This window comes from Sphingobacterium thalpophilum, assembly GCF_038396785.1.
Lineage (GTDB): Bacteria > Bacteroidota > Bacteroidia > Sphingobacteriales > Sphingobacteriaceae > Sphingobacterium > Sphingobacterium thalpophilum_A.
Genome location: NZ_CP151087.1, coordinates 3,430,664 through 3,456,381, shown reverse-complemented (window position 1 = coordinate 3,456,381; position 25,718 = coordinate 3,430,664). Strand labels below are relative to the sequence as shown.

Below are 25,718 nucleotides of genomic sequence, written 5' to 3'. Positions count from 1 at the left end.
TTCAAGCCGATCATAGTATTTTTTTGGTAATATATAGGCTATATGGGTCTAGCGGTCGGATTTTTATAGAATCAGGACAACAAATCAATTCCTTAAACAGCCAAAGGCGAGAACGGCGCAGGGAAAGACCTGAGGGGTTTCGCAAGCCACTAAGGAGCGGTGGAAAATACGTAACTTGATTTTGAGTTTAATTTTAGCGCTATCCGCTAAACAAACGAAAATCTGGCCTCACTGTTTTTATTTACAATACTTGTCCAGAAGGTCTTTTGCATCTGGGTCTCCTAGTTCCATAGCCTTGCTTAAATCTTTACACCCCTCATCTTTCATCTTGTAGCTTAGATAAATCAGGCCTCTCCAATAATAGCAATCTGATAAATTGTAATCCTTGCGGATTACAAAACTAAAATCATCGAATGCCTTTTTTAGATTGCCTATCTTATAGTAGGCTATTCCGCGTTCGAACCTGATCTCCTCTATCTTAACATCATATTCAAACCCTGTTTCAACGTAGGGGTCTTCAACTTTGTCAACATAAATTAATTCGTTCCCCTTAGTGTTAATTGCCTTATCGAAATCGGCTATCGCTCCCTTGTGATCTTCAAGCCTTTCTTTGTTTTTTCCTCGGTTCAAAAAGGCTAGACTATTGTCAGGGTCCAGCTCGATAACTTTTGAATAATCGTCAATAGCACCCTTGTACTTATTTGTATAGGATTTGTCGACAGCCCTGTCAAGTAAAGCGTTGATATTCTTTGGGTCTTTTTCAATGCCTTTGTCAAGAAGTAATATTGCTTCTTTAAATTTGTTTTCTTTTTCAAGTTTATTCGCCTGCTCGCGATAATATTCCGATGATCTGGTACCACATCCAATCAGAATAATAAGTAATAATATGGTCTGTAAAAACTTCATCTTGAATTGCCCACGCTTATTTATGACTATCATAAAATCTCTCCGGCACAGTTACCATTATTGGACGTTATGCTACTTATGTGAGAGAATACTACTATTACTAAAATACGAAAAAAGCCAATGCAGTTAACATTGACTTTCTTTAATTCCATCATTTAGAATTCGGATCTGATTCTTGCTTTCTCCCGTTCAGTCTGTCGGTTAGATTTTCCACAATTTCCTCTACCTTTAAAATAACCGGTACTCTTATAAATTAATTAGGACATTCTTGAGTGTACAAAAGCATGGACCTTTATTTTCTAATCCATGAATTTACTTTTGTTCTGCATTTTTGTCCGAGGAATCAGGGGCCACCAATTGCATATAAGGCGTCGTATCCGTTAAATTTGTCCGATCTCCGGGATCGACCGTTGGAATAACCCTCACAGGTTGTGAAGGCTGCGTTGTTTCGTTTTCTTTATTGCTCATATCAATAAGATTAGTGATAATTAAAATAATTGTTGATGCGATGATACTGATCAATGTAAATTTAATATTAAAATGAAAAATCCTGTCAACCTTTTTTATTTTTATCATATTGTCATCAAAAGAAGATCTGTTTGCCCCGATCTCATACATTAGTATTTCTTCATAACTTCTGTTAGCCAGATCCTGAAATTTATTGGTATGGAATCCAACATCAAGGGATTTGGTCTTTAGTATCTTGACAAAGTTTACCAGGTTTACCGTTAGTATTGATAACGGCAGAATAGAGATCAGCTTTATCCAGAAGACACTGTTCTGAAGACCGCTTATAAAGAATGGAATAAAGATAACGATCACTGTGATTATTGTTCCGGAAATAGTGGTTTTGTTGCGGTAGCTTTCTACCTGCTTCTCTATAAAATAATTTGACTTTTGGGCGAGAAACTCGAGATCCCTTAGATCCACCTCAGTTTTCTCGGGCGTATCCCGAATTGATTCTTTTTTGTCGAATAAGGATCGTATCACATTTTTTAATATTCCCATGGTAAAAATCAGCATGTCATTGTTAATACAAAGCTGTTTAAATTTCAACCAAGAAACAATAGATTAAGGCAATTCAAATCTGAAGTGGTAAAAAACACACCTTTTAACCCTAAATTTTGTATAAAATCATAAAAATTTGGTGTGTTTTTTCCTACCTGAACACCATTTATTAAGCCGAACTTTATTTAAAATACTATCGGGATGAGTGATAACAGAACAGTTTGAAGTCCTGAGAAATAAGATATCGAGGAAACAGGCAAGTTTGTCGAGGTCGAAATGGAGTTGGTCTAAAAAATTTTTAAAAGCTCTTGAAAAACCTCAATTTAATCTTTAGAGATACGCTAAGTGCGACAAAATACGATCAGTGATACTCTGAATAAATATTTCTGACCAGATAACCATGAGAACCTATGAAAGAACTTGAAATAGATGTTTTCATCAGTGGAAAAAAGACACGATTTGACCTCGGTGCGATGGATATTGACTCGCTCTATCGTCTTTCTATGAAGCTAAGGCAGCTACTGCGGGACAATGAGTTTATCCTATCCCATATCAAAGAAGCGGATCTCTGGGAGCTAAAAGCCGAACTTGGCAGCAGGACGATCAATATCCTCTATAAGAACGGGATCAGTACTGTCGCCGGACTTCTGGCAACATCGTACAATGATCTTGAAAGGATGGAAGGAATGGGAAGAAAATCGCTCGGGGAGATCAGGGTTCTGTTGACTGAAATAGGAAAAATGGAAACCAGTAAGTCATCGTATCAAGGTATCGGCAGGAATTCCTTCCTATTTTAGCTGAATAGATTCTCAATTTGTCCGCTGAAGGAACTGTTAACTGACAACTGGCCGAGGTTTTGGGCTCTTACACCAGTAGCACTATTAGCCATCAATTATGGCAGTTATAGGAAAAATGCAGCGATATGACAGATGACTATGAATTGTTTTTTAACGAAGAACCACTGAATATCCGGGATGTCACGGATTTTCCGCCAGCTTCATGCCTACATCCATTGAAAAATGCCCCTATTTCCCTGCAATATAATTTTACGGGAGCAGTGCTCCACCGCCAGCGGTTTATCCTTAAACAATTTCAAATGGAGCTGCTGCAGCTGGATTCCGATGGAACCTTCCGGTTTGGCTGCCGCACCCTAAAGAACAGGCTTTTTATTTTATTCTGTTTGGATGGTGAGATCAGGTTTACCACCGAACGTCAGCAATTGATCACAGCAGCCAGAAAAGGATATTTCTATATATCCCGTGGCAATGCTGGAACATATCATGCACACTTTCCCAGCCCGGGCACAAGCCTTGTGCTCGCAGTTTCGATATCTCCTGCCTGGGCTAAACATAAAGTTAAATCCTATCTCAGACTAAAGGAAGCACTGGCCCTGCTCATGGAGTCCGATAGATTGTTCGGTGTCATGCCCCATTGCGAGATAGGCGACGACGTGCTGATCTGGTTGCGTTTTCTGGAACGATTCGCAAATTCGATAAAAAAGAATTTTCCAAAACTGCTCAGGGACCTGTTGGTCGGTGCCCTTGGATATTATGAAAATATGCTGGAGCAGCGGAGCAATGAACCCATCTATAAAGTTAAGGAGTATATAGAGCAAAATTACAGCGACCCGAACCTTACAGTTTACAAGATCGCAGACCGGTTCTGTTTTCAGGAAAAAACCCTACGAAGGAAATTTATCACGGAGTTCCATGTGAGCCCAGTAAAATACATTACCATGGTGAGACTGAAAGAAGCCAAAAAGCTCATTGATGGTGCCGGACTCCCCATGTCTGCAGTCTGGGCAAAAGTCGGCTATAATGATATCGAAACTTTCCGCCAGGCGTACGGAAAATAGTATCTTGATCGCGGGCAAAATCCTCAATTATTATTGCATTTCGACAAAAACCTGAAATTTGGACAATTTTATGCCTAAAAACAGCCAAAAAATTGTCCAAAATCCACGAAAAAAATCAGGATTCCCATTTTAATTTTACCAGTATAGAATCAGGGTTTAAAAGAAGATTACTAAACATTATCATTTGCTCCCATTTTTACAAGGAGTAGAGATATAAGACTAACAGGGACATGAAAAGAGAGAGGATAATAAAAGTCACCGGTCAGTACAGCTTTATATTGCTGTGGGGGATCACTGCTGCATTGAAACTCTCGGGCTGGGAACAGACCAAAAGTGAGATGGCACTGCAGTCATTCCCGCAATGGTTGGAACACAGCCTTCTGTGGGGCCTCCCGGCTCTGTATATAGTCTTGACCGTATTGCTGCTCTATAAATCCACAGTACAGCTCGGGGTCAGACTATCTACCATCGTGATGACTATTTTCACGCTATATCTACTGTTCGGCGTGTCGGGGGTACTCGGTTATACGCCCTGTGCATGTGCAGGTATCTGGCCAACAAATAATCACTGGTTGCATATTGTACTCAATAGCCTGTTTATTATTCTTGGTTTAATATACTGGATATTGGCCCATAGAAGCCATCTGGGAAAAGACGTCATTTCCGGATTTGGCAGAAAGGAGGATACGGTCTTATCATAACACGGCTGAACGTGCAGGGTAAAGGTCTCCCTGCCATAATCTGCAAATCACCCCAAAACCGGGACCTCGGGAAGGTATAGGGGCAGGCCATGCAATGGGCCTGATGAAATCAGCGCATGCTAATCCTTAAATTTTTTGTTATGAAAACATTACTTAAAAATTTGAACTTCGGTGCACTGTTGGTTCTGGCATCAGTTGTGACTCTCACCGTTTCCTGGAAAAACCATGAAAGCAAAAAGGCAACGCCAACATGGTATCAGGTGAGCCTGATCAATCCTGCAGGTGGAAATATTGCGACCAATCAAAAGATTGACGGTTTATATCCGGGCGGAGCGCCAAGCGGCAGCTGTAACACTTTGGCAGGAGCTACCTGTGCTGTTCAGCTAAGCGACGCCCTTGATCCTGCTGATATGCCCGCGACAGTCAAGGAAGCAAACGATGACGGTTTCACTTCCGAAGCTTTCCGCCAGCATCAATAGCATCTGTTAACTGACTAAAATTCATTAATTTGGGCAGTATCCAAAAGGGAGGCAAATTTTGCCTCCCTTTGCTATCTTTCGTTCTGCAGGATGCCACTGGCATCAATTTCCGACTGTGGAATAGGCCAGACCCATTTTTTTTCATTTGGAGCAAGTGTATATTTTACCCCATCCAGTATTCTGGAAAAAGTGACCGGATATTTCCCTTCAAGGTTGAGCCTTCGCGCATCCTCCCATCGTCTTCCCCGCATGAAAAGTTCTTTTCTCCTTTCATAAAATATATATCCCAAAAGGTCACTAATCTCCGCAAGACCAAGGTTTCTATATGCACTATTACTAAATCTATTCCTTCGTAAAAGGTTGATTTCATCCAATGCAATTTGTTCCGATCCGGCGCGTGCAGCGCATTCTGCACGGATCAATAACATTTCTTCAACACTCAGGCCTGTGAAGAACTCATTTCCTCCGTAACCACAATATGAACCGGTATAAACTTTTGTTCCTGATGGCCTTGTAAAAAAATATATTTTCCCCCTGAGATCCTCCTGCTGAATAGATTCGGTGAAAAGAGTGTCTATATTTTGCATTGTAGGCATTATGATTCCCCCAACGGCAGCTGCTGAATAAAAAATAATAGCGGGATTATTTTTTCCATAAGGCTCAAAATAGCTTCCATAAATATCAGTGACTGATCCCGTCAGCTTATTGTAATCTACAAGCGTATTCTTTTTTTTGAGCACGATATCTGCATACCGGAGTGCCATATCAAACTTTCCCTGCCCAAGATAGACCTTCGCCAAAAGAGCCTGCACAGCTGTGGTGCCCGGCATATAGGGGTTAGTGTCGTCCATTATTGGTATATTTTCTGCCTCCGTCAGATCGTTTATTATCTGGTCGTAAACCTCTTTCAATGATGACCGGTCATATCTGACTGAAACATCATAATCCAGCCGTAGGGGTAAACCTGGATCTTTGTCGGCAGTCTGTTCATTATATGGCCTGCAGAACAGCTGCGCGAGCTGGTAAAAATTCCATGCGCGGTGAAAACGGGCGGCCACCCTTGCCCTGTCCCTGTCAGCGATCTCACCCTGACCGGATGGGGCAGATTCAACATCCAGGGCGAGATTGGCGTACATGATCCTTTCATACGCTAAATCCCAGTCCTTGATATTTCTCTGGGTGCCATAGGGGTTGTCCTGCCAGGTATAAGCATACTGGTGGAATGGTGTGTACCGTGAGCCCGCAACAAGATCTGCGGAATTTTTGACGTAATATTCGTCCGCTCCAAGGTAAGCCAGATCGCTTGAAGTATAATACATGTTATCCCGGCTCAGGATCGCCAGATAATCTTTGACGGTCTTTGGCACAACCTGATTGGATGTCTTCTTTGCATCCAGAAAATCTTTGCCACAACCTGTCAAAATAATGGCAAGGCAAAAAATCAAATAGTTTCTTAAATCTTTCATAGTCTCCTTATCAAAAGTCCAACCTCAGGCCAAAAGCAAAACTTTTTGGCGCAACATACTCTGCATTAGGATAATCTGGGTCTAAACCATATCGGTTAGCTTTCCAGATTATCCCCAGGTTCCTTGCATATGCATAGAACTGTACATTCTTAAACACCGATTTCGGTAACATAGATGCAGGGAAATCATAGGAAAAGCTTAGATCTTGAAACCGCAGATGGCTACCGCTGGTCACAAAATTTTCATACTGCTCAAACATGCTGTACATATTGTCCGAAGGGTTCTGGGATGTTGCCGGGATCTCTGTCCAGTGTTCGTCCCCCGGATTTTGCCATCGTTTTAGATAGTCCATATGATACTGCAGCCTATATTCTCCATCGGGAACAGTTGTCGAGCGCCTGAATACATGCCCCATTTTCCATGAAATAAGGAAAGACAGACTCAAATTCTTCCATCTGATCTCATTCCGTAAGGAACCGTAAGTGGTCGGAACGGTGATCCCTGTGCCGATGAGATCACCCGGCGAAAGACTGTTATAATATTCCACTCCGTTCCTGGTACGCTGACCATCAATGAACATCAGCACTGTGCCATCAGCGGGATCGAGCGAGTATTTAGGTAACGCATATAAAATATCCTTGCTTTTTCCCACAACAGGAAAAGAAGGTGAAAGCAGATAATTGTATAATCCGATATTATTATCTGCGGCATATCGGGTGACTTGATTATGGACAATGTTGAAAAGAAGCGCACTGTTCCAGTTAAAAGCCCCACGGATATTTCGGCTGCTGAGCTGTAAATCCATTCCTTGTGTTTTCAGGTTCGCATAGTTGACAAGATTCGAGTTTTCAGCAAAGCTTTCCGGATAAATTCCGGTACTGGGTGGAAGTACGCTGGCTCCGATCAGGTCATTTGCATTTTTTACGTAATAATCGGCGCTTACCGAAATACGATTATTGAGCAATCGGATATCCAGACCCAGGTTAAATGTTTTTACCTGTTCCCAGCGCAGGGATGGATTTCCGATACTTCGCACAATCGCCTGTGGACGCCCGGTGTTTTCATTGGTCGCAGCATGTTCGATAGTTGGAAGGGAACTTACATTTTTGTTTACATTTCCTGCGACTCCATAAGTTGCCCTCAAGCGCAGATAATCCATGGCAGGCAATTTGAACCAGGATTCTTTGGTAAGTTCCCAGCTTGCTCCTACTGACCATAATGGCGTTCCTTTTTGGTTGGTTTTCACACCGAACAGATTTGATCCATCCCATCGGAGTGAACCGGAGAGAATATATCTGGTTTTATAGGTGTAGCTTGCATTTCCAAAATAGGACAGGTAACGGTCGGTAAGCTGCTGTTTTGCAGACGGAGGGGCAAGGAGTCTTGATCTTCCACTGGGGCGTGTCCTATAGTTCTCGGTATAGTTGTAATTGTTGTCCCCGATCATCAGATCGGGATCATAATTGTAGAGCGTATAGCCCGGGTCGGTAAGCTGTATCATTTCCCTGATCTCAGCACCTGCCAGTGTCGTTATCTCATGTTCTTCGCTAAATTTCTGTGAGTAGTCCAGCTGTGCGCGTGCAGAATGGCTCCGCGAAAAATTGGACGGCAGCTCGCGGAATACTCCGCCATAGGGGATAATCCGTGTGCCATCGGCCTGTGTGAAGCGGTTGACGATATTGCGCGCGTAATAGCTATCTTTATCATACTCGGCCGTGCTGGATGAGCTGCCCCTGATATATTGATAGGTAGCGTTGATGTTGAAATGCCTGAAAAAATTATACCTCAGCCCAAGGTTGGCCCTGAGCTCGTCACCGTTTCCCCGCCTGTCCATAAGCCCCCGTTCCTCAAGCGGACGATACTCCCAGTCCAGTAAGCCATTAGCCCCTGCCTGGTTCACATAAGGCTGTCTGTACTCTTTTATGACAGATGCAGGATTTCCGTTTTCATACATTAGTCTTGTGTAAGGAGAAAGACCTATATTGGTGGCATTCCCCCTGAGATCGTCCAATGTGATCTGGTTATTCTGATTTGTCTGTCTGCTGTACCAAAGCGCCGTGGACAGTTCCAGCTGGGGAAATGGCCTGAATGTATTTTGTAGGTTGAGATTTATCCGGTCATTGAAGGCTCCGACTTCGCTGGAGCGGTTTTTGTCATATCCTCCCGAAGCATAATAAGTAAAACTTTCACCGCCCCCACGTGCATTAAGCGCATACTGCTGGTATACGGCGGGCTGGTAAAGATACTTCATCGCTTCTTGGCGAACTTCCGTATTTTTTAAAATGGCTTCCTGCCGGGCAAATTCTTCAGGGCTTAGCGTTCCCTTATCCCGCGCGATCAGCATTTCCACATACGCAGGAAAAGCAGTCTGCTGTGCATTTTCCAGATAATACCCGCCTTTTTCGTATTTCTCTTTTTCAATCGCCATGACAGTTTCAGATGGTAGACGGTTCCGGCTGTACATCAGGTCGGGTTTTTGGCCAATAGTCACATTGCTATTGATGGAAAGCTGGTCTTTCTGTCCATATTGTCCTTTTTTTGTCGTGATCACGATCACACCATTTCCCGCACGTGCTCCCCATATCGAAGCGGCTGCACCGTCTTTCAGGATCGTGATGTTATCAATATCATTCGGATTTATGGAGCTGATATCTCCGTCATAGGGAAAGTTGTCGACAACAATGAGCGGGCTCGCATCGGACTGTATGGTCGCCAGTCCCCTTACCCGGATGTCGGATGCTTTGGTGCCATTTGGTGTGACAAACTGAACTCCGGAGGTCACGCCGTCGAGTCGCTGTAGGATATTTCCACCCACCGAACGGTTCAGCAGTTTATTGTCAACGACAGTAAAAGATCCCGTAGCCCTTTCTTTTGGAACACTGTAGAACCCGGTATTGACAACCTGCACCTCTTCAATGGTATGGCTGTTTTTCTGTAGCATAATAGTGAGGTTACCATTGGCTGAAGTAACCGCCATTCTCCTAGTGCTGTACCCCATAAAGCTGACCGACAGGCTGTCCGGTAGCTCCATTTTACCAAAAGAAAAGAAGCCGTTTTTGCCTGTCTTTGCCGAAATACCTGACCTCTTTAGTGTCAGTGTGGCACCGTGCAGGGCAGCACTGTTCTCATCCCTTACGTAGCCCGAAATCTGGGCATCTGCAGTTAGGATGGACAGTATAAATAGGATAGTAATAATAAAATACTCTTTCATATTCCCTCCCTGTTAAAATGGTGATTTCCACATATACTTCTGGGGAATGGAAGTAATTTCACCAGCGATCATTTTTTCGAGAATAGGCTCGATATTGGTTGTTGCATCAGTGATACCGACCAAGGTTCCGTTTTTTATCCATACCGAGGGGCCTGTAACCGGTGTGCCGCAGAAATAGGCATTTAGCAGGTATACCTCGGGGCCTATAAGCTGTGGCGAAGTCCAGTTCCTTTTTCTGGTAGTGAGTTCCGCTTTATAATCATAGTCGAGCATGAGACCGACAGACTGAACATGATCGCCATACTTTGGCTGAAGCTCTTTCCATTTATCCATCGAAGCCAGGCAGGGTGCACACCAGGTTGCCCAAAAGTCCAATACGAGCATCCTGTCTGCAGAAAGTTTCCTTAGCGTGACACTGTCTCTTCCGTATCTATCGCCAGCTATGCGTATAGGTAGATCCATAATATCATCCGGTACCTTTTGTCCTATTTTAAGCGGAGATATCCGGTCCATCTTCACATTATATTCAAACAATGGGTATTTGCCCAGATTGGCATCGGGGTTAAAATGTAATATCTGCCCCCGGATATCATCCTTATCAGTGGTCGTAACGAAATAAGGGATAGTCTCCCGTGTTATCTTCGTGGTAGTCTGCCTGGCATCAGCCCGTGTTTTCACGGACTGTGCTGAGCATAAACTAAACATAGAAACGAAAATTGTGGTGAACATCTTTAACAGGTTGTTTCCCCTGTAAAGGTGTGTTTTTAGAATATCTTTTAGTATTAATAATATGAGTGTGATCATAATCGGGTCTGTTTATAGTCGAAAAATCAGGGCATGGTATATCCGTTACGCCGATAGCGTTCATTTTTTCGATGAAAATTGGTCTGTTTTTAGGATTATAAGAATAGCCGCTCCCAGCCCCTTGGAAAATTTATGACGGATTCGGTCGGGACAGAAAGGGAGCGGTATAGGGTTATCTCACCCGATTATTCGGGTGGGCAGGCTAATTTTTGAAGCAGTTGCTTTTTGCTAGAGAAAAAAACAAAATAAGCACTATTGGTGCCATTCTTCGATGACATACAATAATGCTTATTTTGTATACTTGTTGTTTTCATCAGTTCTTATTTCTAAGAACTCTCGAAAAGCTAAAAGTAGGTTGACTACTTGCCTTCCTTTGCATCTGAGGCTTTGGCGAAACCTTTACTCATTACTCTCAGGGAAGTAATTTTCAATGTATAACCCGAAGGTTATATTGCAATGCATGGTCTAAGCAAGCGTCAACCCTACCCTGAGAAAAGATTTCTCAAAGATAGGAAAATTGACGCAGTACTCACACTCGCATTGCAAATCGCCAAATTCAGATACGAGAGTTCGTTAACTTCAATTAATCCAATCTTATTGATTTAATTCTATTTTACTCCATTAAAATCAATAAAAAAATAGTTTTACAAACACTATATATTACAAATATAAACAAAAATCAATATAAATCAACTTATTTTCAATTTTATTATCAACATAAAGCCTGCGTATCTTTATGTCAATTGAGATAATAGTTTTTGTGAGAAAAAAGAATAGCAAAATAACTGATAAAGAATATACAGGGAGAGGATTGGCATTATATATCGCAGTGTCGTTGAGTACAGATACGAATGAGAGTATCGCTCAAAGAGCTGGTTATAAATCTAACACATTGTACAATCATTTTAAAAAGGAATTTTTATCCGATTCAATCATGATAAAATATGGGAAGGCTATACCTCATGATTTCTCTATTGATTTCCCTGAATTGGCACCCTATTTTCGATCTAATCCAGTTGGAGGAGAGAAGAGTTATTCAGACTTGAAATTACAGTTTGAAGGAGTTCAACAGAAATATACTAATCTGCTTGAAAGTCATAATGAATTGTTAAGAGCACATACAATTTGCAGAGAGGAATTATCTGAGGCAAATCGAACAATAGAAGAGTTGAAAAAAGAGATTCGATCTTTAAAAGGCTGATTAGACAATATCTTCATTTCAAGAAATTTAAAATTGAGAACTTGGTCTCTATCTCTCGGGGTGGGGGCCTTTTTTCTTTACTGGGCATTAGCTTATCCGATCAGTGCTTTGCCAACTTATCTGCTTACCTGCCTAATAGCAAAGGTACCTATTATTGGGCTAGCTTATTGTTACTGCTAAAACTGAACATTTCTAGACAATAATTTAATTTAAAAAACTAGCGCTGTTCTTCACAGGTTCAATGGTAATCTTGATCTTACGGTTAATCTCATATTTCCCACGTTATCATTTATATTTAAACACCTGTCTCAATCCTTAGGGGGAGTCAATTTGACCGAAGCCCATTTTTCAACCTTTAATAGTTGGTATTATACCTATATTTTATTAACTTAATGAATATTTATATCACTCCATAAGTGAAAAATAAGCTCTCTGTATGACAGATAAAAAGAGATGTGTATGAGTAAATCCAGCCACAGAAAGACTAATTATGGCCAAAAGGAACAGGCCCGTCGGCAGGTGTTTTACCATCGGTTACGCATTATCTGTGAGAAATTGGTCGGTAAGGGATATTTCGAACTACTGCCAGAAAGTAGCCTCCGTCTTTTATACCTATATCGTTATCCCGATATTCGGGTGATACCCCACGGCAAGCGTGTCCTGAATGCCGAAGAACTGAGAAACTATAAACAGACTTTGGCTGAGCTGCTCAGTGGTCAACATATCGAGACCTTATTGGGCGAGAAGATTTCCTATGCCCGATTTCTGACCGATGCATTGGTACTCCTGCATTATATCCAGTATAGGGTCGGTGGCAGGATAAAAGGATTTTCCAGATTAAGGGAAGTTTTCGCACCCTATTTTACCACTACCGAATGGTTTGCCGAGCAGCGGATGAAGATCATCCAGATCATGAGCCTCAATGACCTGCAGCTCTATGATTTTTATAAAGGAACGGTGCGGTTCAGTTTTGACCGGATGGCGGTTGAACAGTTCGGCGGGACTAACGAAATCCATGTGCATAGGTTGTCCCATACCACCGCTCTGCAGGATGTTGACGGAAAGAAGAGAACGGTTGTCCGTATGGGAGTGCCGTCAGCGACCAAAGTAGATGAGTTTGACTGGATCTCCATCAGACCGAGCCAGCTGGGATTAATCAATGTCGACGATGATATCGCTCTACCGATATACGCCCAGCAGCATGCACTTGAACGTTTCGAAGAGCGGGCAGTTTTTTGGCGGGGATATGTGCAGGCCTATATTGGATATGTTATACGGGAAGGCACAGTGAAAACCATTGTAAAGAAGGATTACGTACTGCTGGAATGTTATCTTGCCACCTACAAAGTGGGCTACTTTGTCATTTCACTCCAACGGGACAAGTGGCTGATCCGGACTTTTCTCTTCCTGACCAATTCGGGAACACCGGAGGGCAATAGGCTTGAAGAAATGACAAAATTGAAACTGCTGGACAGAAAACACCTTATGGTCGACTGCATGGATGCTTTTCTGCTTTATGATATTTCAGGGGATAAAGGTCTCCGAAAACTCTTTAATAAAGCAGGCTGCGGGTTACTGATGCAATATGCCGACCAGATCAATAAATATGGTAAAGAGCGGCTCAAGAGCCCCGATTTTATATACCGCTATATGTCACAGTTGAGATAAAACGAATTAATGAACCTGTCTGAAATACTATAAGGAAGCCTCATCAATGTTAATTTCCTCTAGGCACATTATTTCACCCAAAATAATACAATGAATAATATGGCAATACTGTACCGGGAAAAAACAAAAGATTACGAGTCCTTTATTCTGGATCATCCAGATTGGTTTAAACATTCTATTTGTCGCGGGATTTATAGTCCAGGTTGTATTGGGGCAGCCTTTTGGCAATGTTCCTGCCGGTAATATTCTTTTTATTGCAGGTGCCCCGTTGTCAGTCCTCTTTACCGTTTATTTTCTTCTGATCAAAATGGAATTACGGATCACATCCAGGGAGATTCAATTTCGGTTCTTTCCGTTAGACCGACATTTCGCCATTATACCATGGTATGCGATAAAAGAAGCTTATCTGGTGGAACATAAACGAGCAAAATTCTATCGGATCTATGGTCTGGATCTGCTCCGGAACAGAAACTATTTTGTTCTTCAGGGGCGATATAGTTTAAGGGTTATCCTAAAAAATGGAGAGATTCTTTATCTGGGGACAAAAAAACCAAAAGAGTTAAATCGCATTTTAGCTGATTTTTCGGATTGTTTGAGTGTCACAGATGATGTATAAAATTGAAGAATTAAGAACTTGGGCCAAATAGGTTGGGACAATCTATACTATTTTTCATCGCTAAGGCAACCAAAAGGTAAGTGGGTATAATATAACAAAAAGCGATCCTTGCGATTAATTTATAGAGATACGAAAATGAAAAATAAACTATGTTTAATGCGCAGTTTTCCGCCAAAATCCTGCAACAAGGATGATATTTATCCGTATGCCAAACAAGTTTTAGTTTAAATTTGATTTAAGAAATGTTATCAAGGGTTCATAATATTTTGGCTTTTTAGTTACCCCGATATCATCACTGTAAACTCCATCGTTATTCACGCTAGCAGAACGAATTTTTTGTTTAAGGTTGGCCTGAATATATATCCGTGCGCCGTTATCTTGGTTTTCTCGTATCAGGAGATTATATTCGAGAATCTCTACCTTTAGCTTTGTAAAAACTTTGCTGTCATCGTTAACGATTTTACATTGTATAAATCCTGAGTGCTTATCCGCTGACAGGACAAAATAATCGCTCGAAAGAAAAAGCTGTAAGACGTTCTCAAAAGTCGTTTTCGGATCGGTTGAAGGTAGGTCGATAAAGTGGTTTTTGCCGGTTTGGGCATTGCAAATTCCTACTCCAATCAATAGGATAAATACTAATGATTTTAATTTTTTCATACTTTATGTTATTAATAAGTTGGTAGCACCAACTTAATCAGTGAAATGGAGCAAATAAATTTAATATACGATTTATTTGGTCTATTTGACATTTTTATATGTTGGGGTGTCTGTCTTTTTTATTGCATTCTCTCTATCGGTCTTGACCATGGTCAGCTTTATAAAAATAACATAGCCTATTAACCCATTTTTGATTGTTTCTTTGAGAATAGCTTATTACTGTTCTGATAAATACATATTTACTCCCCCTCCCTTGTCGCCGGATGGTCGGGACACACCATTCCATCCTCACCGCTTAGGCCACCAAAAGGCAAGACGGCACAATTGGGTCAAGGGCGCCGGCTAGGGATGAGTGCGTAGGGGCGTTTAGTATACCCTTGACCTTTGTGTCATCGTGGGTAAATTTGCAGAAGCGGTAACGATGGATATCCATATCAGTAGCTATATATACCAATAGATATATATTTATATCTTTTACTGTATATAAGTTTTGGTTATATTCAGTAAACCATATATCTATCCTACATTTACCGAAAAAATGAAGCGTAACGGCTCGGGGAAAGCCGAAGCAAAGATCCGGCAGATAATTTTTATGTCATGCTGGATCATTGTTCTATACCACTTTCATAATTATTTGAATAGTCTTTTTTACCTTCGCTGTCCCCGTTTTTTCTTTTTGCGCTTCCTCTTTCTTTCTTCCTCATCAGTGACCGTACTCTGACCGCTAAACTCCTGAACGGGATCAAGAAGGATATCCAGGAGTCCAAGTCCATTTGTGGCAAAGGAAGATAATATATCCCGCAGTATGGTAGAGCTGTCCTGAGCGGGGTTAGCAAGTATCCGATCTGTCCAGCCTTCTTCCATTTTTGGAATAGCCCCTCTTTCCAGAAGCCTGTCAAAGGTATGAAGCCGTGCTTTCTGTTCCGCATTGCCATTCTTCATGATATTCGCATACTGCAAAGTTTCTTTCAGTTTTCGGTCAAAACCGAACATCCTATCAAATACAGATTCCCCGCACTGCTTAAAGGCCATCTGGTCAAACTGCCCGAGCTTTTTGGAATGCTCCACATTCCTGCCCCGTGATTTGTTCTGCGGGCTCAGTTTGATACGGTTAGTAATGTCCTTTCGACTGACAATGACCTGAACGTGCATCTGTGGACCTTCCTTGCGCTGGCCTTCTTTTTTCGTGCCATTTTTGACCTCTTTATCTTTATGGCTATAGTACCGGTAGTTTTCAAGTTTGGCGAACCATAACAGATCCTTGTTGTTTTCTATTCCCGGGCGTTTAAAATTTCGGGCATATTCCTTTAATTTTTCTTTTGCCCCATCCTCGCCATAAGTAGTGAGCAGGAAATCGATCTCCTTTCTGCTGGGACTGATATTGAGCAGGAAGAATTTACTGTCCTCCCTGCCCAGTTTGGCAATATTGCCATCAATCCCGATGCGCACCTCATGGGGTCTAATATCGTTCCGTTCGCCATTGAACCAGTGCTCCTGTTTTTTATTATCGGCAAGGCGGTTTTCTTTTTCCAGATAGGCGACAAGATCGCCACAACTTCCTTTATTGTTTCCTGTTTCGGAATCCGTGATATTGATATACATAGCGGCTAAAGTTTATCCAGTGCTTCCCTGACCTGTTTTGCCAGTTCCTCTTTTTTTGCGTTGGATACCGGCCATCCCAGTGTTTCCCGCTGGGCAATGTAATGTTCAAGGATCCTTCTGAAACCATCCTTTAATTCCTGTTTCTGTGTAATGCCCAAGAATATTTTTTTAAGGACTTTATCCAGACTCCCGAGATATTCCGTATTTGCTTTCAGAAATTCAGATGCCTGCTGCTGTTCATCGGAAATCAGATCAATTAGACCGGATTGCTGTTTGGTGACAGCACCAAGCTCGTCCAACATGGAATACAGGGGAACCAATAGGTCGGTCTCCTGTTTTCGGATAAAGGAAAGGATACGGCTTACCCCACTGGAAAGTTCTTTTTTCAGGACCTCGTCATTCAGGTCAGCAGGGTCTTTCTTGCTCCTATAAAAATAATCAACCATCTCCATCACCAATTGCCGCTTGGTCCTGCCCAGTTTACGGGAGAGCAGTGCCAGACGGCCATCCACTTCCACTGGGAAACGGACTGACCGTATATTCTCATCTGATCTAGCCATTACTGTCGGGATTATTGTCAATGATAAACCGGAACCGGCTGGCCTTTGTCGGATGCCAGGAGGGGATGTAATCCACGTAGCCATAAAGGATGAGATCGGAAAGGCATTTGTGATAGGTCGCAATGGACTTTATACGTGAAAAATGCATCAGCTTTTTACGGCTGGAATGAAAGAATTCCCCGGGACGTTCTTTCTGGTGATAATAAAACATTGCCGCAAGTAGTCCGATGTGCGATGGAAGCAACCTACTGTCTTTTGCGGTTTGCTCCAAATATGAACTAAAGTAATGATCCTGTATACTGTTATCCATTGCCCTTGCCTCCCTCCATCATTTTATCGACATCACTGCTGCGATAGTACATGCTGCCCCCGATCTTCTTAAAGGGTAAAATGCCCGTGATCCGTAGGTTCTGCAAGGTTCCGGGAGATATGTCCAGTTTCTTTCTTACCTCCCTGCTACGGAGCCATTCCTTATCTCCGCTGTTTCCTGAATTTTCTCGTTTTAAAACCAGTCTGATCTCTTCAAGTAGTTCTTTCTTGAACTGCTGTAAGTCTTCTTTTGTCAGGATGTCAAATACCATAAGCATACCAATTTTGTGAACAATACTGGCTCGGCATCTGCGCCTTGCCACCGGTACAAAATTGGATGCTGGGAGAATAGTCTGGATGACCATTGGAGTCCATTGGTCATGTTCAGTAGTCGAACAGGATCACTATTATCCCTGTTTTATTGGTATTATCTGGAACAGTTTTTTATCATCGGGGATTTTGACACCTTTCATGGAATCTTTTGGATCTTTCTGCACAAAATAGTTACGCACGGTATTGACCGGTATATCTTTGCCATTGTAGACGAAATATTTCGAGACCATTTTGTAATAAGGGCTTTCGTGGTCGCTGACCAGGAGCTTCCTTCCATTCGGAAGTGTCAGATTTCTCATCTGTTGCAGCAGGTCGATAAAAGTGGGAAGATGGTCATCCTGTACCATCGGTTTGACGGACACCTCGTATTTTTCAAGATCGGCCAGTTTCTTTTGCAGGGTTTCCAGTTTTGCTCGCAATTTCATGATCTCTCCGTCCTTCTCTTTTATCAGCATATCGTTTGGTCTAATGTTCCATTTATCCAGCGGTGCGAGAAAATCAAGGAATTCATTCAGCTTTCCAATATTGGAAATATAGAGCGGATGTTTGGAAGAATAGGGGCTCTGGCCTTTAAAATAATCAATTCTATCGGAAACGATATGCCATACATGGGAAAAGAATTCCTTTTCTGAACGGTTTTCACCGGAAAGATAATATTCCAGATGGTACTGATAGTAATCGTCAAATACCTCACGTTTTAAGCCATAGATCTTTAAAAGAAAATGATTGTCCTCATATCCGCTGGGGACTCCTTTTATCGTTCCGATTGAGAAAGGATGTGGCTTGAAATCAAGTATTTTTCTTGCTTTAAAGTAGTGTGCTGACATAGATTTAATTTATTACAAATGAATTTATATACACTTCCTTTCGTTTGGAAGAGAATAAATGCAGGCGGGTTTAGCACGAAAAAGGCTTTAGACTCTAGAGTATTTTTATCTTGTCTTTCCGAAAAGATCTCACAAGCATCTATATTCTTATAACAAGTCCTAAGTGATAAAAATTATATTCATCAATTCTCGATAAATTGTATTTTATTAACCATAAAAGGTTCAAAATTTTTGCCTTCGTATAATACGTAAAATTCGCAATTTTCAAAGACACCCAATACAAAAGCACTTTTTGAATTGTTTTTAACTACTTTTCTGAAATTGTTGACTTCATTTAAATCACAATTTAAGTGCGCTCGAAATACATCTTTAGAACTTTTACTATCACTAGCTACTAGATCTACGCACATTCCTACTATATGAAGATTAAGAATAAAGTCGACATCCTCTAATTTCAGCAATTTGCTTGCGGTCAAAGGTAATTCTCGATTTGAAAATCCAATACCCAAAGTGGGGATTTCGTTTTTATGGGTTGGAGGAGGAATGAGCAAGTACATCGCTTGCTTGAAAATTTTATTTATATCATTCATAATCAGTTGAATTAAATGCTTCGTCAAGCTTGGAAAGATCAACATGAAAATCAGATTGGATTTCCGCCTGGCCAGAAATCATTGTATAATCATATAGATGAGCTATTTCTTGGCTTAAAGACTTTGTGTATTTCCAGATAATATTCTTTTTGGCATGGTGGAAATGTCCGATAAGTTCATTAATCAATGTTCGGATAAAGTAGAAATTACATTTGTTCTCTTCTTTTTCCATGAGATCTGAAAAAGACTCAAAGTCATCATTCACAACGACAAAAAGAGGTATCGTATAGTCCGGTCGATTTAAGATAGTTACTTGTATGAAATCATCAAAATTAAATGACGGCACCTTAGTGTTACCTAAATGGGATATAAGTGTAGAGTAGTTAATCATGTTAATCTTACAGAACGATTCCATTTTGTTCCCTTTAAAGCATAGACACTTTGGAAGTGAGTATAAAAATAATATAAAGTTAATAGTCAATTTTATGTTGGTCAATTCGTCTTTTAATACTCCTATTTCAATATTGAATCCTTCTTTCAAGCTTATTAAGAAAATTATCTCAAATTCTGTTTCCCTCGCAAAAAAGCCCTCTAACTGTTGGTCTAAAGATTCGATGATGTCCAATAAATCTTTCCGGTTTAATAAATTGCTTGATTGCTCGATGAGGACAGCAAGATTCGCTTTGATATATTTGTTTGTGTTTACATTCTTACTGAGTTGAAGTAATAAATTTTTAAAATCCTTACTGCTGACCAGAGGAGTTCTTTTGCAATATTTTAAATAATTGAGATATGACTGAATTAAATTTGGTGCATTTACTGACTCTGTTGCCTTTTTACCTATTCTGAGGAAATAATTATGTACATCGATATTGATTCTGTCGTAATCGGAAATCCCTCCAAGGTCGATGAAACGGCTGGTTTCCAAGCTATCCAATGAAAGATTTATAAGTCCTTCGAGCCGGTCGGACTCTTCGGATTCCATATAACATAAGATTGCATTCGTGAGACAATTTCTACTTTCCCTGACCATGTCGTCCATTGAATTGAATATATGGAATGCCTTCTCGTAGCTAGCACCGGCATCACTCATTCTCTTCATTTCTGAGAGTAGTGCTCCCTGTTCATCCAGTCCATGTGCCATTCCATAAAGATAATTGACCCTATCGGCCATCTTGATCGAAACCGCTATAAATTCTAAGCTTTTCGTCTGTTCGCCCTGTTCAGCATAGATACTTGATAAAATCCAACAAACCCTTGATTGTTCTTTAGGTAGATCGAGCTTAACACTATGTTCTAATGCCTCTTCATAGATTGCTATTGCTCCCGTTAGATCTCCGGTATCCCTAATTACATTCCCATAATTGGTAAGATTCAAAATTGCTTTTTGTTCAAGTTTATAATGCTGGCAAAGGTATACTGCTTCATACCCATACTTTTTTGCTGCTTCATAATTCCTGTTCTGACGGTTTAAGGATGTTAAGACATTTAGGACAATCAACTTTGTACCATAATTTATTTTTTCCAATGGGAGCTGGAGTAATTTCAGCGCATATTCCTCTGCAAGTTTTTTCTGGTCATCTGTACATCCCAATGCAGAGGCTAAATTTGAAAGGCTTGATATCAACCCATTGAGATGGTTTTCTTTTGCAAAGGAATCATAGGCTGTTTTTGCTGCAACCGCAGCTTTTTTGAATTGGTGGAGGTCAACATATATCTTGGAAAGGCTAACCAATAGCTGGCCTTTAAACAATTCATCTGAGCAGGATTTATCTGTTAGAATAGAATCTGCGAGATCGATTCCTGTTTGATGTTCTCCTCTTTCAATAAGGTCAATAGCCTTGCCCATTAATGCGCTTAAATAAAGTTTGCGGTCTCTTGCTTTTTTTAGAAGTTTCAGTGCTTCTTCGAGAATATCATCCGCCTTTCTTGCTCTATTCAGCAAGCGGAGATTCCCGTAAAGATGGTATTTAAGGTAGCCTGTAACATATGGGGATTGTTTTTTAGTAAGCAGGATATTTATGAGACGATTGGCAAGCTCAAGATCACCCCTGTTTACAAGCCCAGGTAAAGCTTCAAAACCAAATTCATGTATTGCATCCGGTTTCTCATCAATTAGAAGAAACGTCGCCTGAATATAGTCGTTCTCTTCCTGATAATATTCTCCTAGCCGAATTTTATAAGTTTTTAAAGTTGAAAATCTTGCCAGCTCATCTGAAATAAAATCTCTAAATGAGGGATGAAATATAGATAAATGCCCATCATCTGATATTGTTGCCAAGCGTAATCTGCTTATAAATTCGCTGGCTTCCTGCAAGCTTTCAAAAGAAACAAGTGAAACCAACGATGTAATTGACATGGGAAGATAAGAAAGTGAAATAAAGATGAGGCATTCTTTTTCCTTGTTAGAGAGACTTCCCCATATTGATCTGTGGTAGTTTGCAAGATCCTTAGGGAGAGGATTGACACTATATTGGCTATAGTAATATAGGTAAAGTGCATTTCCACATGAAACATCGTACAGCTCATTGAAAGTTAAGATATCAAGGATTAGCCCCTGTTGATTTAAATACTGTCGGGATTCCTCAATGTCAAATGTCCCAAGTGTAAAGATTTCAATTCTGCTATTTGTGAATGGCAGGTTATTCTGAGAAGTGTACAGAAATTTATTTTCAAATTTATTGAGCAGCAGTATTCTCTCAAATAAATCAACTGCTGCCTCGCACTCATCAAGAAAGAAGATCATTTTGCTTTTGATCAATAGGCTCTGCAATATTTCCAGACAAATATCAATATCATCTATAAAGGTTAGGGGCTGACTGTTGACTTCATTAATTTTATTGATAAAATACAGCAGGACTGTCTTGAGCGATTTATTTTTTAGATTGAGATAAACGACATTTACGTATGATTTTGATAGTTCATACATCATGCAGCTTTTTCCCACGCCGGGTTGACCGATTACAGCCAATTCCTGTTTCGTATCCAAAAGTTCTTCGATTTCTGTGCAGGCAGAACGTTTAATAAGATTCTTACCTTCAAAGTTTTTTTGAAGAAATGTGAGGTAATTTATATTGAATTGGACTTTCAGGGCAGATTGATCGGGTTGCGTAAATGCTTCTACTTGCTTCCCATCTACATTTAGATACACCGTATTGATGCGGAGCTCTCCTGAATTAATAAGATTTCCAGCAATGTTGACTATCGTGTCTGCTTCCTGTTTATTGATCTGCATCAGAATCCTTAGTAGCCCTGTAATCCCCCTGTATATTTATAATATCTCTTGCAGCATTTTGTACTCCGATATTAAAGCCGCTTGAATGAGAAATTTGTATGTTGTTTATATTTTCAATCGCGTGTTTATTCTCTTTAAGCCAGTCTACTAAGAGCGATTGTATATCCAATGGGGCTTGACTGCCCGTCGTTTCCTGGTACAAAGCCTTTATGTCACTCTCAACATTATTTGACGCAGGTCTTTCACATAGATTCTGTATGAAAATTTCGGTCTCTTTTTCACTTTTGAATAATTTCCCTATTTTAGTTTTTAGGCTCTTGAAATTAAGCGTGTTTTTTAGGAAATCATAAGAAGCACTGGCGATCACTGAACTGGCGATCCCAGTCGGATCCTGATTTAGAAAGGCAACGATTTCACTTAAAATTGTCATAATTATATATTATTAGTTTGTTTCTTAAAATACTGTTCATCAAGGCGTATCTGTTTTTCTATTTTTTGTTTATTGAATATACTACTGTCAGGAAAGTAACTATTAAAGGATTCATAATTTTCTGATAAATATTTGATTAATTCAAGATCATAGCCACTTCTAGCTGTGTCGATTTTTATTGTATCATTTTGTTTTAACCTTTCCATAAAAATTAAATTACTAACAGCCTGTATAATTTGATCCATTGAATATCGCTTATTGATTTCAGAGACAACTTCTGATAACCATCCTTCATTCCTTAATCTTTGATATGTTACAGGGAAAAAATATTTGAGCTTTTTATTCCTATTGTCAATGAATTCCCGATCATCCTTTTTCACATCTGTCCTAAATAAATTTTAGGATTCGATTTCTGTGGTACAAGCATAGCTTTTTTCATCATTTCGATATTGACCCCTATTTTTCAATCTGCGAAGATCTTTAGCTGTCCCTTTTTTCCTTTTATAGGCGGCCTGAGAAAGGGATCATCTATCCATTGCCAGATGTTTATTTTCACGAAGATATTCATTCTGATGAATGCGACCAGATTGGACAGGTTCCAGTCATATTTGGCCTTTTTTTGTAAGTATTTTAACAGTAATATGCCAATGAGTGAAGTCCAGATCTGGATCATCACTGCATTTTCAGAAGTCCCTATGAATGTCGATACTTTTAAGCGCTGCTTTAGATGCTTGAAGAAGACTTCGATATGCCAGCGTTGTTTATAGATGTTTGCCACCAAAGAAGCCTTCCACTTCGTATTATTGGTCAAAAAGTGGTACTCATTGCCAGTGGTGCTGTCCCAAAAGTGGATCAGGCGTAACGGTGTGGAATTGTATTTATTGCGGGCAGCGCCGGAAAGCTCAATGAGCTCATCCTTAAGGATGCCCTTTTCCTTAAGGGCATCGCTCTGGTAGGACTTGATAACGTTGTACTTCATGTTCACTTTACTCCTGGTAACAAAATAACAACCCCTGCTGTCCAAATCCCCAAGCCAGCTGTAATCCACGTAGCCACGGTCCACTACCACCACGCTTCCCTTGGAAAAACTGTAACTACCGGCTCGCTGGCTCTCATGTACTTTTCCATCGGTAATCTGCATAAAAACAGGTAGGCAGCCATCATAATCCAAGACAGTGTGCAGCTTTACGGCACCTTTGGTGCTGCGAAACTTTGCCCAGTCAAATACAGATAGACATAAGGGGATGATGCTTGCATCCATCAGATATACTTTACGCTTTAGCTGACCAAGATCTTTGCGAAAATGGGTGTCCTTTTGCCAAAGCCTATCCAAAACAGAATAGTAAAGATCTTTGAAAAGTTCATGGGTACGGTGTGTGTTGATATAGGATATATTAGACTTACTTGGAGCTCTTACTACACCTAAGTGGTTCAGATTACCAGTGGTACTGCGTAGACCGTTACTAATATCACGAACCGAATCTGCCGAGGAAAAATGACAGAAAAGCATACTGACTAGATGCGTCCAGCTGTTGATCCCTTTCTGATGTTTGTCACTTTTGTGCTTTGAAACCAAATCTTTGAATAATTCGCGGTCGATAAGAGATAAAATCTGACTAAAAACATTTAAATTTATCATGGCGGTGTGTTATAATTTTGTGATTTAAATATAGCGATCTCGCTATATCAAAACACCGCCATTTTTTAAACGTTTAGGACGCAAGTGATCCTTTTTTATTTTGGGTGGTTTCGATCGTTTGATGTTACGATTTAGTATGGGATTTAATTTAGATTCATCGTCTAAATTGTTTTCTATTGAAAATTTGAACTCAGTCTTCACAAAATATTTTTCACTTCTTTTTATAATCTGATTGTGTTCGTTTACAAGAAAATATCGTACAGCAATGTTTCTCCCCTTTAAATAGTTTTCTTTAAAATTTCTATAATTTTGGCTAATTTTCATTCCTCCTTTCCCCTGATACATCTGGACTACAGCTGGATCAACGTGGTCCCTAAGGTGGTCTGGAATTATACTTTCAATTAACAGCTTTACATTTGGTGATATTGAGAGAAGGTAATCTCCATTCTCGTATTCGAAAAATTCTAAATCTATAGCTCTACTATCGTCTAATTTCTCTTTCCAGGCAATTAATGAATTAAGAAATTTTTCAGCATACCGTTCTTCTTGCATCATAAAACCAAACTCGCAAGGCACTTCCTTTCCTGTGCTATCTGGACAATGGACGTAAACTAAGCCTTTGCATTTTGCTTTATCATAATTTTCTTGAAAACTGATATCTCCAATTATTCCGAATTTAGGCTTTAGCCCATAGTCTATTCCAAATTGTATTAGCATTCGTTAATGTTTTAATATAAATTTACTAAAAAAAATATCATTTCACAAAGTGTTTTGCATTGAAGAGGTAACTCTCAACTTCTAAGAATCTATTTAGTTTATTTTTTATAAAATTTGATATATAGCTATATGAATAAATGTAAGGCTAGATATATTGCCTATTTGATATACAGCCTATTATTTTCATGGTGGAATGGATTTAAAGTATACTGTCCAGTATACTAAAAAGTGGCTTGATGCGAGCATTGAGCGAAGAGAGTATCCCCGGAGGATACTCTAAACCCCATTTTTCGCAAATGGGGCAAGAAAAGTAGGGCTCTGCCCAACTTCTGCTTGCTCCAATTTTTTCGGACAGATCTATTTGCCATTAGCGGAGTAAGCGACAATACAGTTTTATGCCTTATGACCAATCTCGGTGATGACATCTATAAATTTCCGACAGCAAAAAGCTTTGCATCATGGCTTGGGCTGGTACCGAACAATAAAGTTAGCGGTGGACGGATTTTGAGCAGTAGAGTTAGAAAAGGTAAGAATACGATTGCCATAGCATTAAGGCATGTTGCAAATTCCATCGGTAATCAGAATGACCATGATCTGTTACCTTTCTTTAAAAGAATAGCGTTCAAAAAGGGACGTGTCGCAGCTGTTACAACAACAGCTAGAAAAATTGCGATTATAATCTGGAACATGATAATCAAATCGGAAAAATATTCTTCTCAAAGAATAATTTCTGATCAGGAAAAATTTAGATTGAAGAGATTAAACCAGGTTCAGAAGAATATCCATAATCTAAATCTTAGCCAACAGGAATTTGAGAAGCTTATACAGCACTGTCTACCCCAAACTTAAAGGTGTGTTCTACAGAATTGGTTTATAGTTAGGGTGAGATTACATATTATTGTCA

General features: G+C 40.2%; 25 protein-coding genes. 8 read left to right on the top strand and 17 right to left on the bottom strand.

Annotated elements, in window-relative coordinates; translation table 11 throughout:
- Positions 1-237: 237 nt before the first annotated feature.
- Together AACH28_RS15340 and AACH28_RS15335 are read right to left on the bottom strand one after the other, a co-directional pair.
- Positions 238-906 carry a tetratricopeptide repeat protein gene (locus tag AACH28_RS15340; protein WP_286735023.1) on the bottom strand — a complete coding sequence of 223 codons (669 nt, stop codon included), beginning with the start codon at positions 904-906 and terminating at the stop codon, positions 238-240.
- A 312-nt stretch (positions 907-1,218) separates the two neighbouring features.
- Entirely contained in the window at positions 1,219-1,914 is a 696-nt protein-coding gene (locus AACH28_RS15335; RefSeq protein WP_286735029.1) for a hypothetical protein, read from the bottom strand.
- A 410-nt stretch (positions 1,915-2,324) separates the two neighbouring features.
- Here AACH28_RS15335 and AACH28_RS15330 point away from each other — a divergent pair, with 410 nt between their 5' ends.
- From AACH28_RS15330 to AACH28_RS15315, 4 genes are all read left to right on the top strand, one after another.
- A complete protein-coding gene (locus tag AACH28_RS15330; protein ID WP_286735031.1) occupies positions 2,325-2,711 on the top strand; it encodes a DNA-directed RNA polymerase subunit alpha C-terminal domain-containing protein in 387 nt (128 codons plus the stop codon).
- 125 nt (positions 2,712-2,836) lie between these two features.
- A complete protein-coding gene (locus AACH28_RS15325; RefSeq protein ID WP_286735034.1) occupies positions 2,837-3,769 on the top strand; it encodes a helix-turn-helix domain-containing protein in 933 nt (310 codons plus the stop codon).
- 230 nt (positions 3,770-3,999) lie between these two features.
- Complete coding sequence (locus AACH28_RS15320) at positions 4,000-4,470, top strand: MauE/DoxX family redox-associated membrane protein (RefSeq protein ID WP_286735036.1); 471 nt, start codon at positions 4,000-4,002, stop codon at positions 4,468-4,470.
- A 140-nt stretch (positions 4,471-4,610) separates the two neighbouring features.
- Positions 4,611-4,949: a hypothetical protein gene (locus AACH28_RS15315; protein ID WP_341830920.1), complete on the top strand. Its 339-nt coding sequence runs from the start codon at positions 4,611-4,613 to the stop codon at positions 4,947-4,949.
- A 71-nt stretch (positions 4,950-5,020) separates the two neighbouring features.
- Here AACH28_RS15315 and AACH28_RS15310 read toward each other — a convergent pair whose 3' ends face one another.
- Genes AACH28_RS15310 through AACH28_RS15300 form a run of 3 tightly spaced genes read right to left on the bottom strand, consistent with a single transcriptional unit; the run spans position 5,021 to position 10,430 of the window.
- Positions 5,021-6,415 carry a RagB/SusD family nutrient uptake outer membrane protein gene (locus AACH28_RS15310; RefSeq protein ID WP_341830919.1) on the bottom strand — a complete coding sequence of 465 codons (1,395 nt, stop codon included), beginning with the start codon at positions 6,413-6,415 and terminating at the stop codon, positions 5,021-5,023.
- Positions 6,416-6,425: 10 nt separating this feature from the next.
- Positions 6,426-9,626 (bottom strand): SusC/RagA family TonB-linked outer membrane protein, encoded by a 3,201-nt coding sequence (locus AACH28_RS15305; protein WP_286735042.1) that lies wholly within the window; start codon positions 9,624-9,626, stop codon positions 6,426-6,428.
- A 12-nt stretch (positions 9,627-9,638) separates the two neighbouring features.
- Complete coding sequence (locus AACH28_RS15300) at positions 9,639-10,430, bottom strand: redoxin family protein (RefSeq protein WP_286735044.1); 792 nt, start codon at positions 10,428-10,430, stop codon at positions 9,639-9,641.
- A 736-nt stretch (positions 10,431-11,166) separates the two neighbouring features.
- On the opposite strand from AACH28_RS15300, the gene AACH28_RS15295 reads away from it, so the two are divergent.
- The 3 genes from AACH28_RS15295 to AACH28_RS15285 all read left to right on the top strand — a co-directional run bounded on the left by AACH28_RS15295 (position 11,167) and on the right by AACH28_RS15285 (position 13,915).
- Entirely contained in the window at positions 11,167-11,631 is a 465-nt protein-coding gene (locus tag AACH28_RS15295; protein WP_286735046.1) for a hypothetical protein, read from the top strand.
- A 459-nt stretch (positions 11,632-12,090) separates the two neighbouring features.
- A complete protein-coding gene (locus AACH28_RS15290) occupies positions 12,091-13,299 on the top strand; it encodes a hypothetical protein (protein WP_286735049.1) in 1,209 nt (402 codons plus the stop codon).
- A 208-nt stretch (positions 13,300-13,507) separates the two neighbouring features.
- On the top strand, positions 13,508-13,915 hold the full coding sequence (locus AACH28_RS15285; protein ID WP_286735050.1) for a hypothetical protein: 408 nt from the start codon (positions 13,508-13,510) through the stop codon (positions 13,913-13,915).
- Positions 13,916-14,134: 219 nt separating this feature from the next.
- Here the strand turns inward: AACH28_RS15285 and AACH28_RS15280 are convergent, their stop codons facing one another.
- From AACH28_RS15280 to AACH28_RS15225, 12 genes are all read right to left on the bottom strand, one after another.
- Positions 14,135-14,572 carry a hypothetical protein gene (locus tag AACH28_RS15280; protein ID WP_286735051.1) on the bottom strand — a complete coding sequence of 146 codons (438 nt, stop codon included), beginning with the start codon at positions 14,570-14,572 and terminating at the stop codon, positions 14,135-14,137.
- Positions 14,573-15,220: 648 nt separating this feature from the next.
- Positions 15,221-16,174, bottom strand: a complete 954-nt coding sequence (locus tag AACH28_RS15275; protein ID WP_341830918.1) for a DUF5712 family protein — start codon at positions 16,172-16,174, stop codon at positions 15,221-15,223.
- Positions 16,175-16,179: 5 nt separating this feature from the next.
- Positions 16,180-16,734, bottom strand: a complete 555-nt coding sequence (locus tag AACH28_RS15270; RefSeq protein ID WP_286735054.1) for a BfmA/BtgA family mobilization protein — start codon at positions 16,732-16,734, stop codon at positions 16,180-16,182.
- Complete coding sequence (locus AACH28_RS15265; protein WP_286735055.1) at positions 16,727-17,044, bottom strand: hypothetical protein; 318 nt, start codon at positions 17,042-17,044, stop codon at positions 16,727-16,729. Before AACH28_RS15265 ends, AACH28_RS15270 begins: the two co-directional genes overlap by 8 nt.
- Positions 17,037-17,315 carry a helix-turn-helix domain-containing protein gene (locus AACH28_RS15260; RefSeq protein ID WP_286735058.1) on the bottom strand — a complete coding sequence of 93 codons (279 nt, stop codon included), beginning with the start codon at positions 17,313-17,315 and terminating at the stop codon, positions 17,037-17,039. Before AACH28_RS15260 ends, AACH28_RS15265 begins: the two co-directional genes overlap by 8 nt.
- Positions 17,316-17,450: 135 nt before the next feature.
- The gene (locus AACH28_RS15255) at positions 17,451-18,203 is read right to left on the bottom strand and encodes a hypothetical protein (RefSeq protein WP_286735059.1); all 753 of its coding nucleotides are present in this window, start codon (positions 18,201-18,203) and stop codon (positions 17,451-17,453) included.
- A gap of 182 nt (positions 18,204-18,385) precedes the next feature.
- Entirely contained in the window at positions 18,386-18,793 is a 408-nt protein-coding gene (locus tag AACH28_RS15250; protein WP_341830917.1) for a hypothetical protein, read from the bottom strand.
- Positions 18,786-22,028 carry a hypothetical protein gene (locus AACH28_RS15245; protein WP_341830916.1) on the bottom strand — a complete coding sequence of 1,081 codons (3,243 nt, stop codon included), beginning with the start codon at positions 22,026-22,028 and terminating at the stop codon, positions 18,786-18,788. The genes AACH28_RS15250 and AACH28_RS15245 overlap by 8 nt, the downstream gene beginning before the upstream one ends.
- Positions 22,015-22,458: a hypothetical protein gene (locus AACH28_RS15240; protein WP_341830915.1), complete on the bottom strand. Its 444-nt coding sequence runs from the start codon at positions 22,456-22,458 to the stop codon at positions 22,015-22,017. The genes AACH28_RS15245 and AACH28_RS15240 overlap by 14 nt, the downstream gene beginning before the upstream one ends.
- Before the next feature lie 2 nt (positions 22,459-22,460).
- Positions 22,461-22,838, bottom strand: coding sequence for a hypothetical protein (locus AACH28_RS15235; protein WP_341830914.1), 378 nt, complete (start codon positions 22,836-22,838; stop codon positions 22,461-22,463).
- A gap of 83 nt (positions 22,839-22,921) precedes the next feature.
- A complete protein-coding gene (locus AACH28_RS15230) occupies positions 22,922-24,097 on the bottom strand; it encodes an IS4 family transposase (protein ID WP_115046003.1) in 1,176 nt (391 codons plus the stop codon).
- A gap of 42 nt (positions 24,098-24,139) precedes the next feature.
- Positions 24,140-24,814, bottom strand: a complete 675-nt coding sequence (locus tag AACH28_RS15225) for a hypothetical protein (protein WP_341830913.1) — start codon at positions 24,812-24,814, stop codon at positions 24,140-24,142.
- A gap of 333 nt (positions 24,815-25,147) precedes the next feature.
- Here AACH28_RS15225 and AACH28_RS15220 point away from each other — a divergent pair, with 333 nt between their 5' ends.
- The gene (locus tag AACH28_RS15220) at positions 25,148-25,663 is read left to right on the top strand and encodes a transposase (protein ID WP_341830912.1); all 516 of its coding nucleotides are present in this window, start codon (positions 25,148-25,150) and stop codon (positions 25,661-25,663) included.
- Positions 25,664-25,718 lie beyond the last annotated feature (55 nt).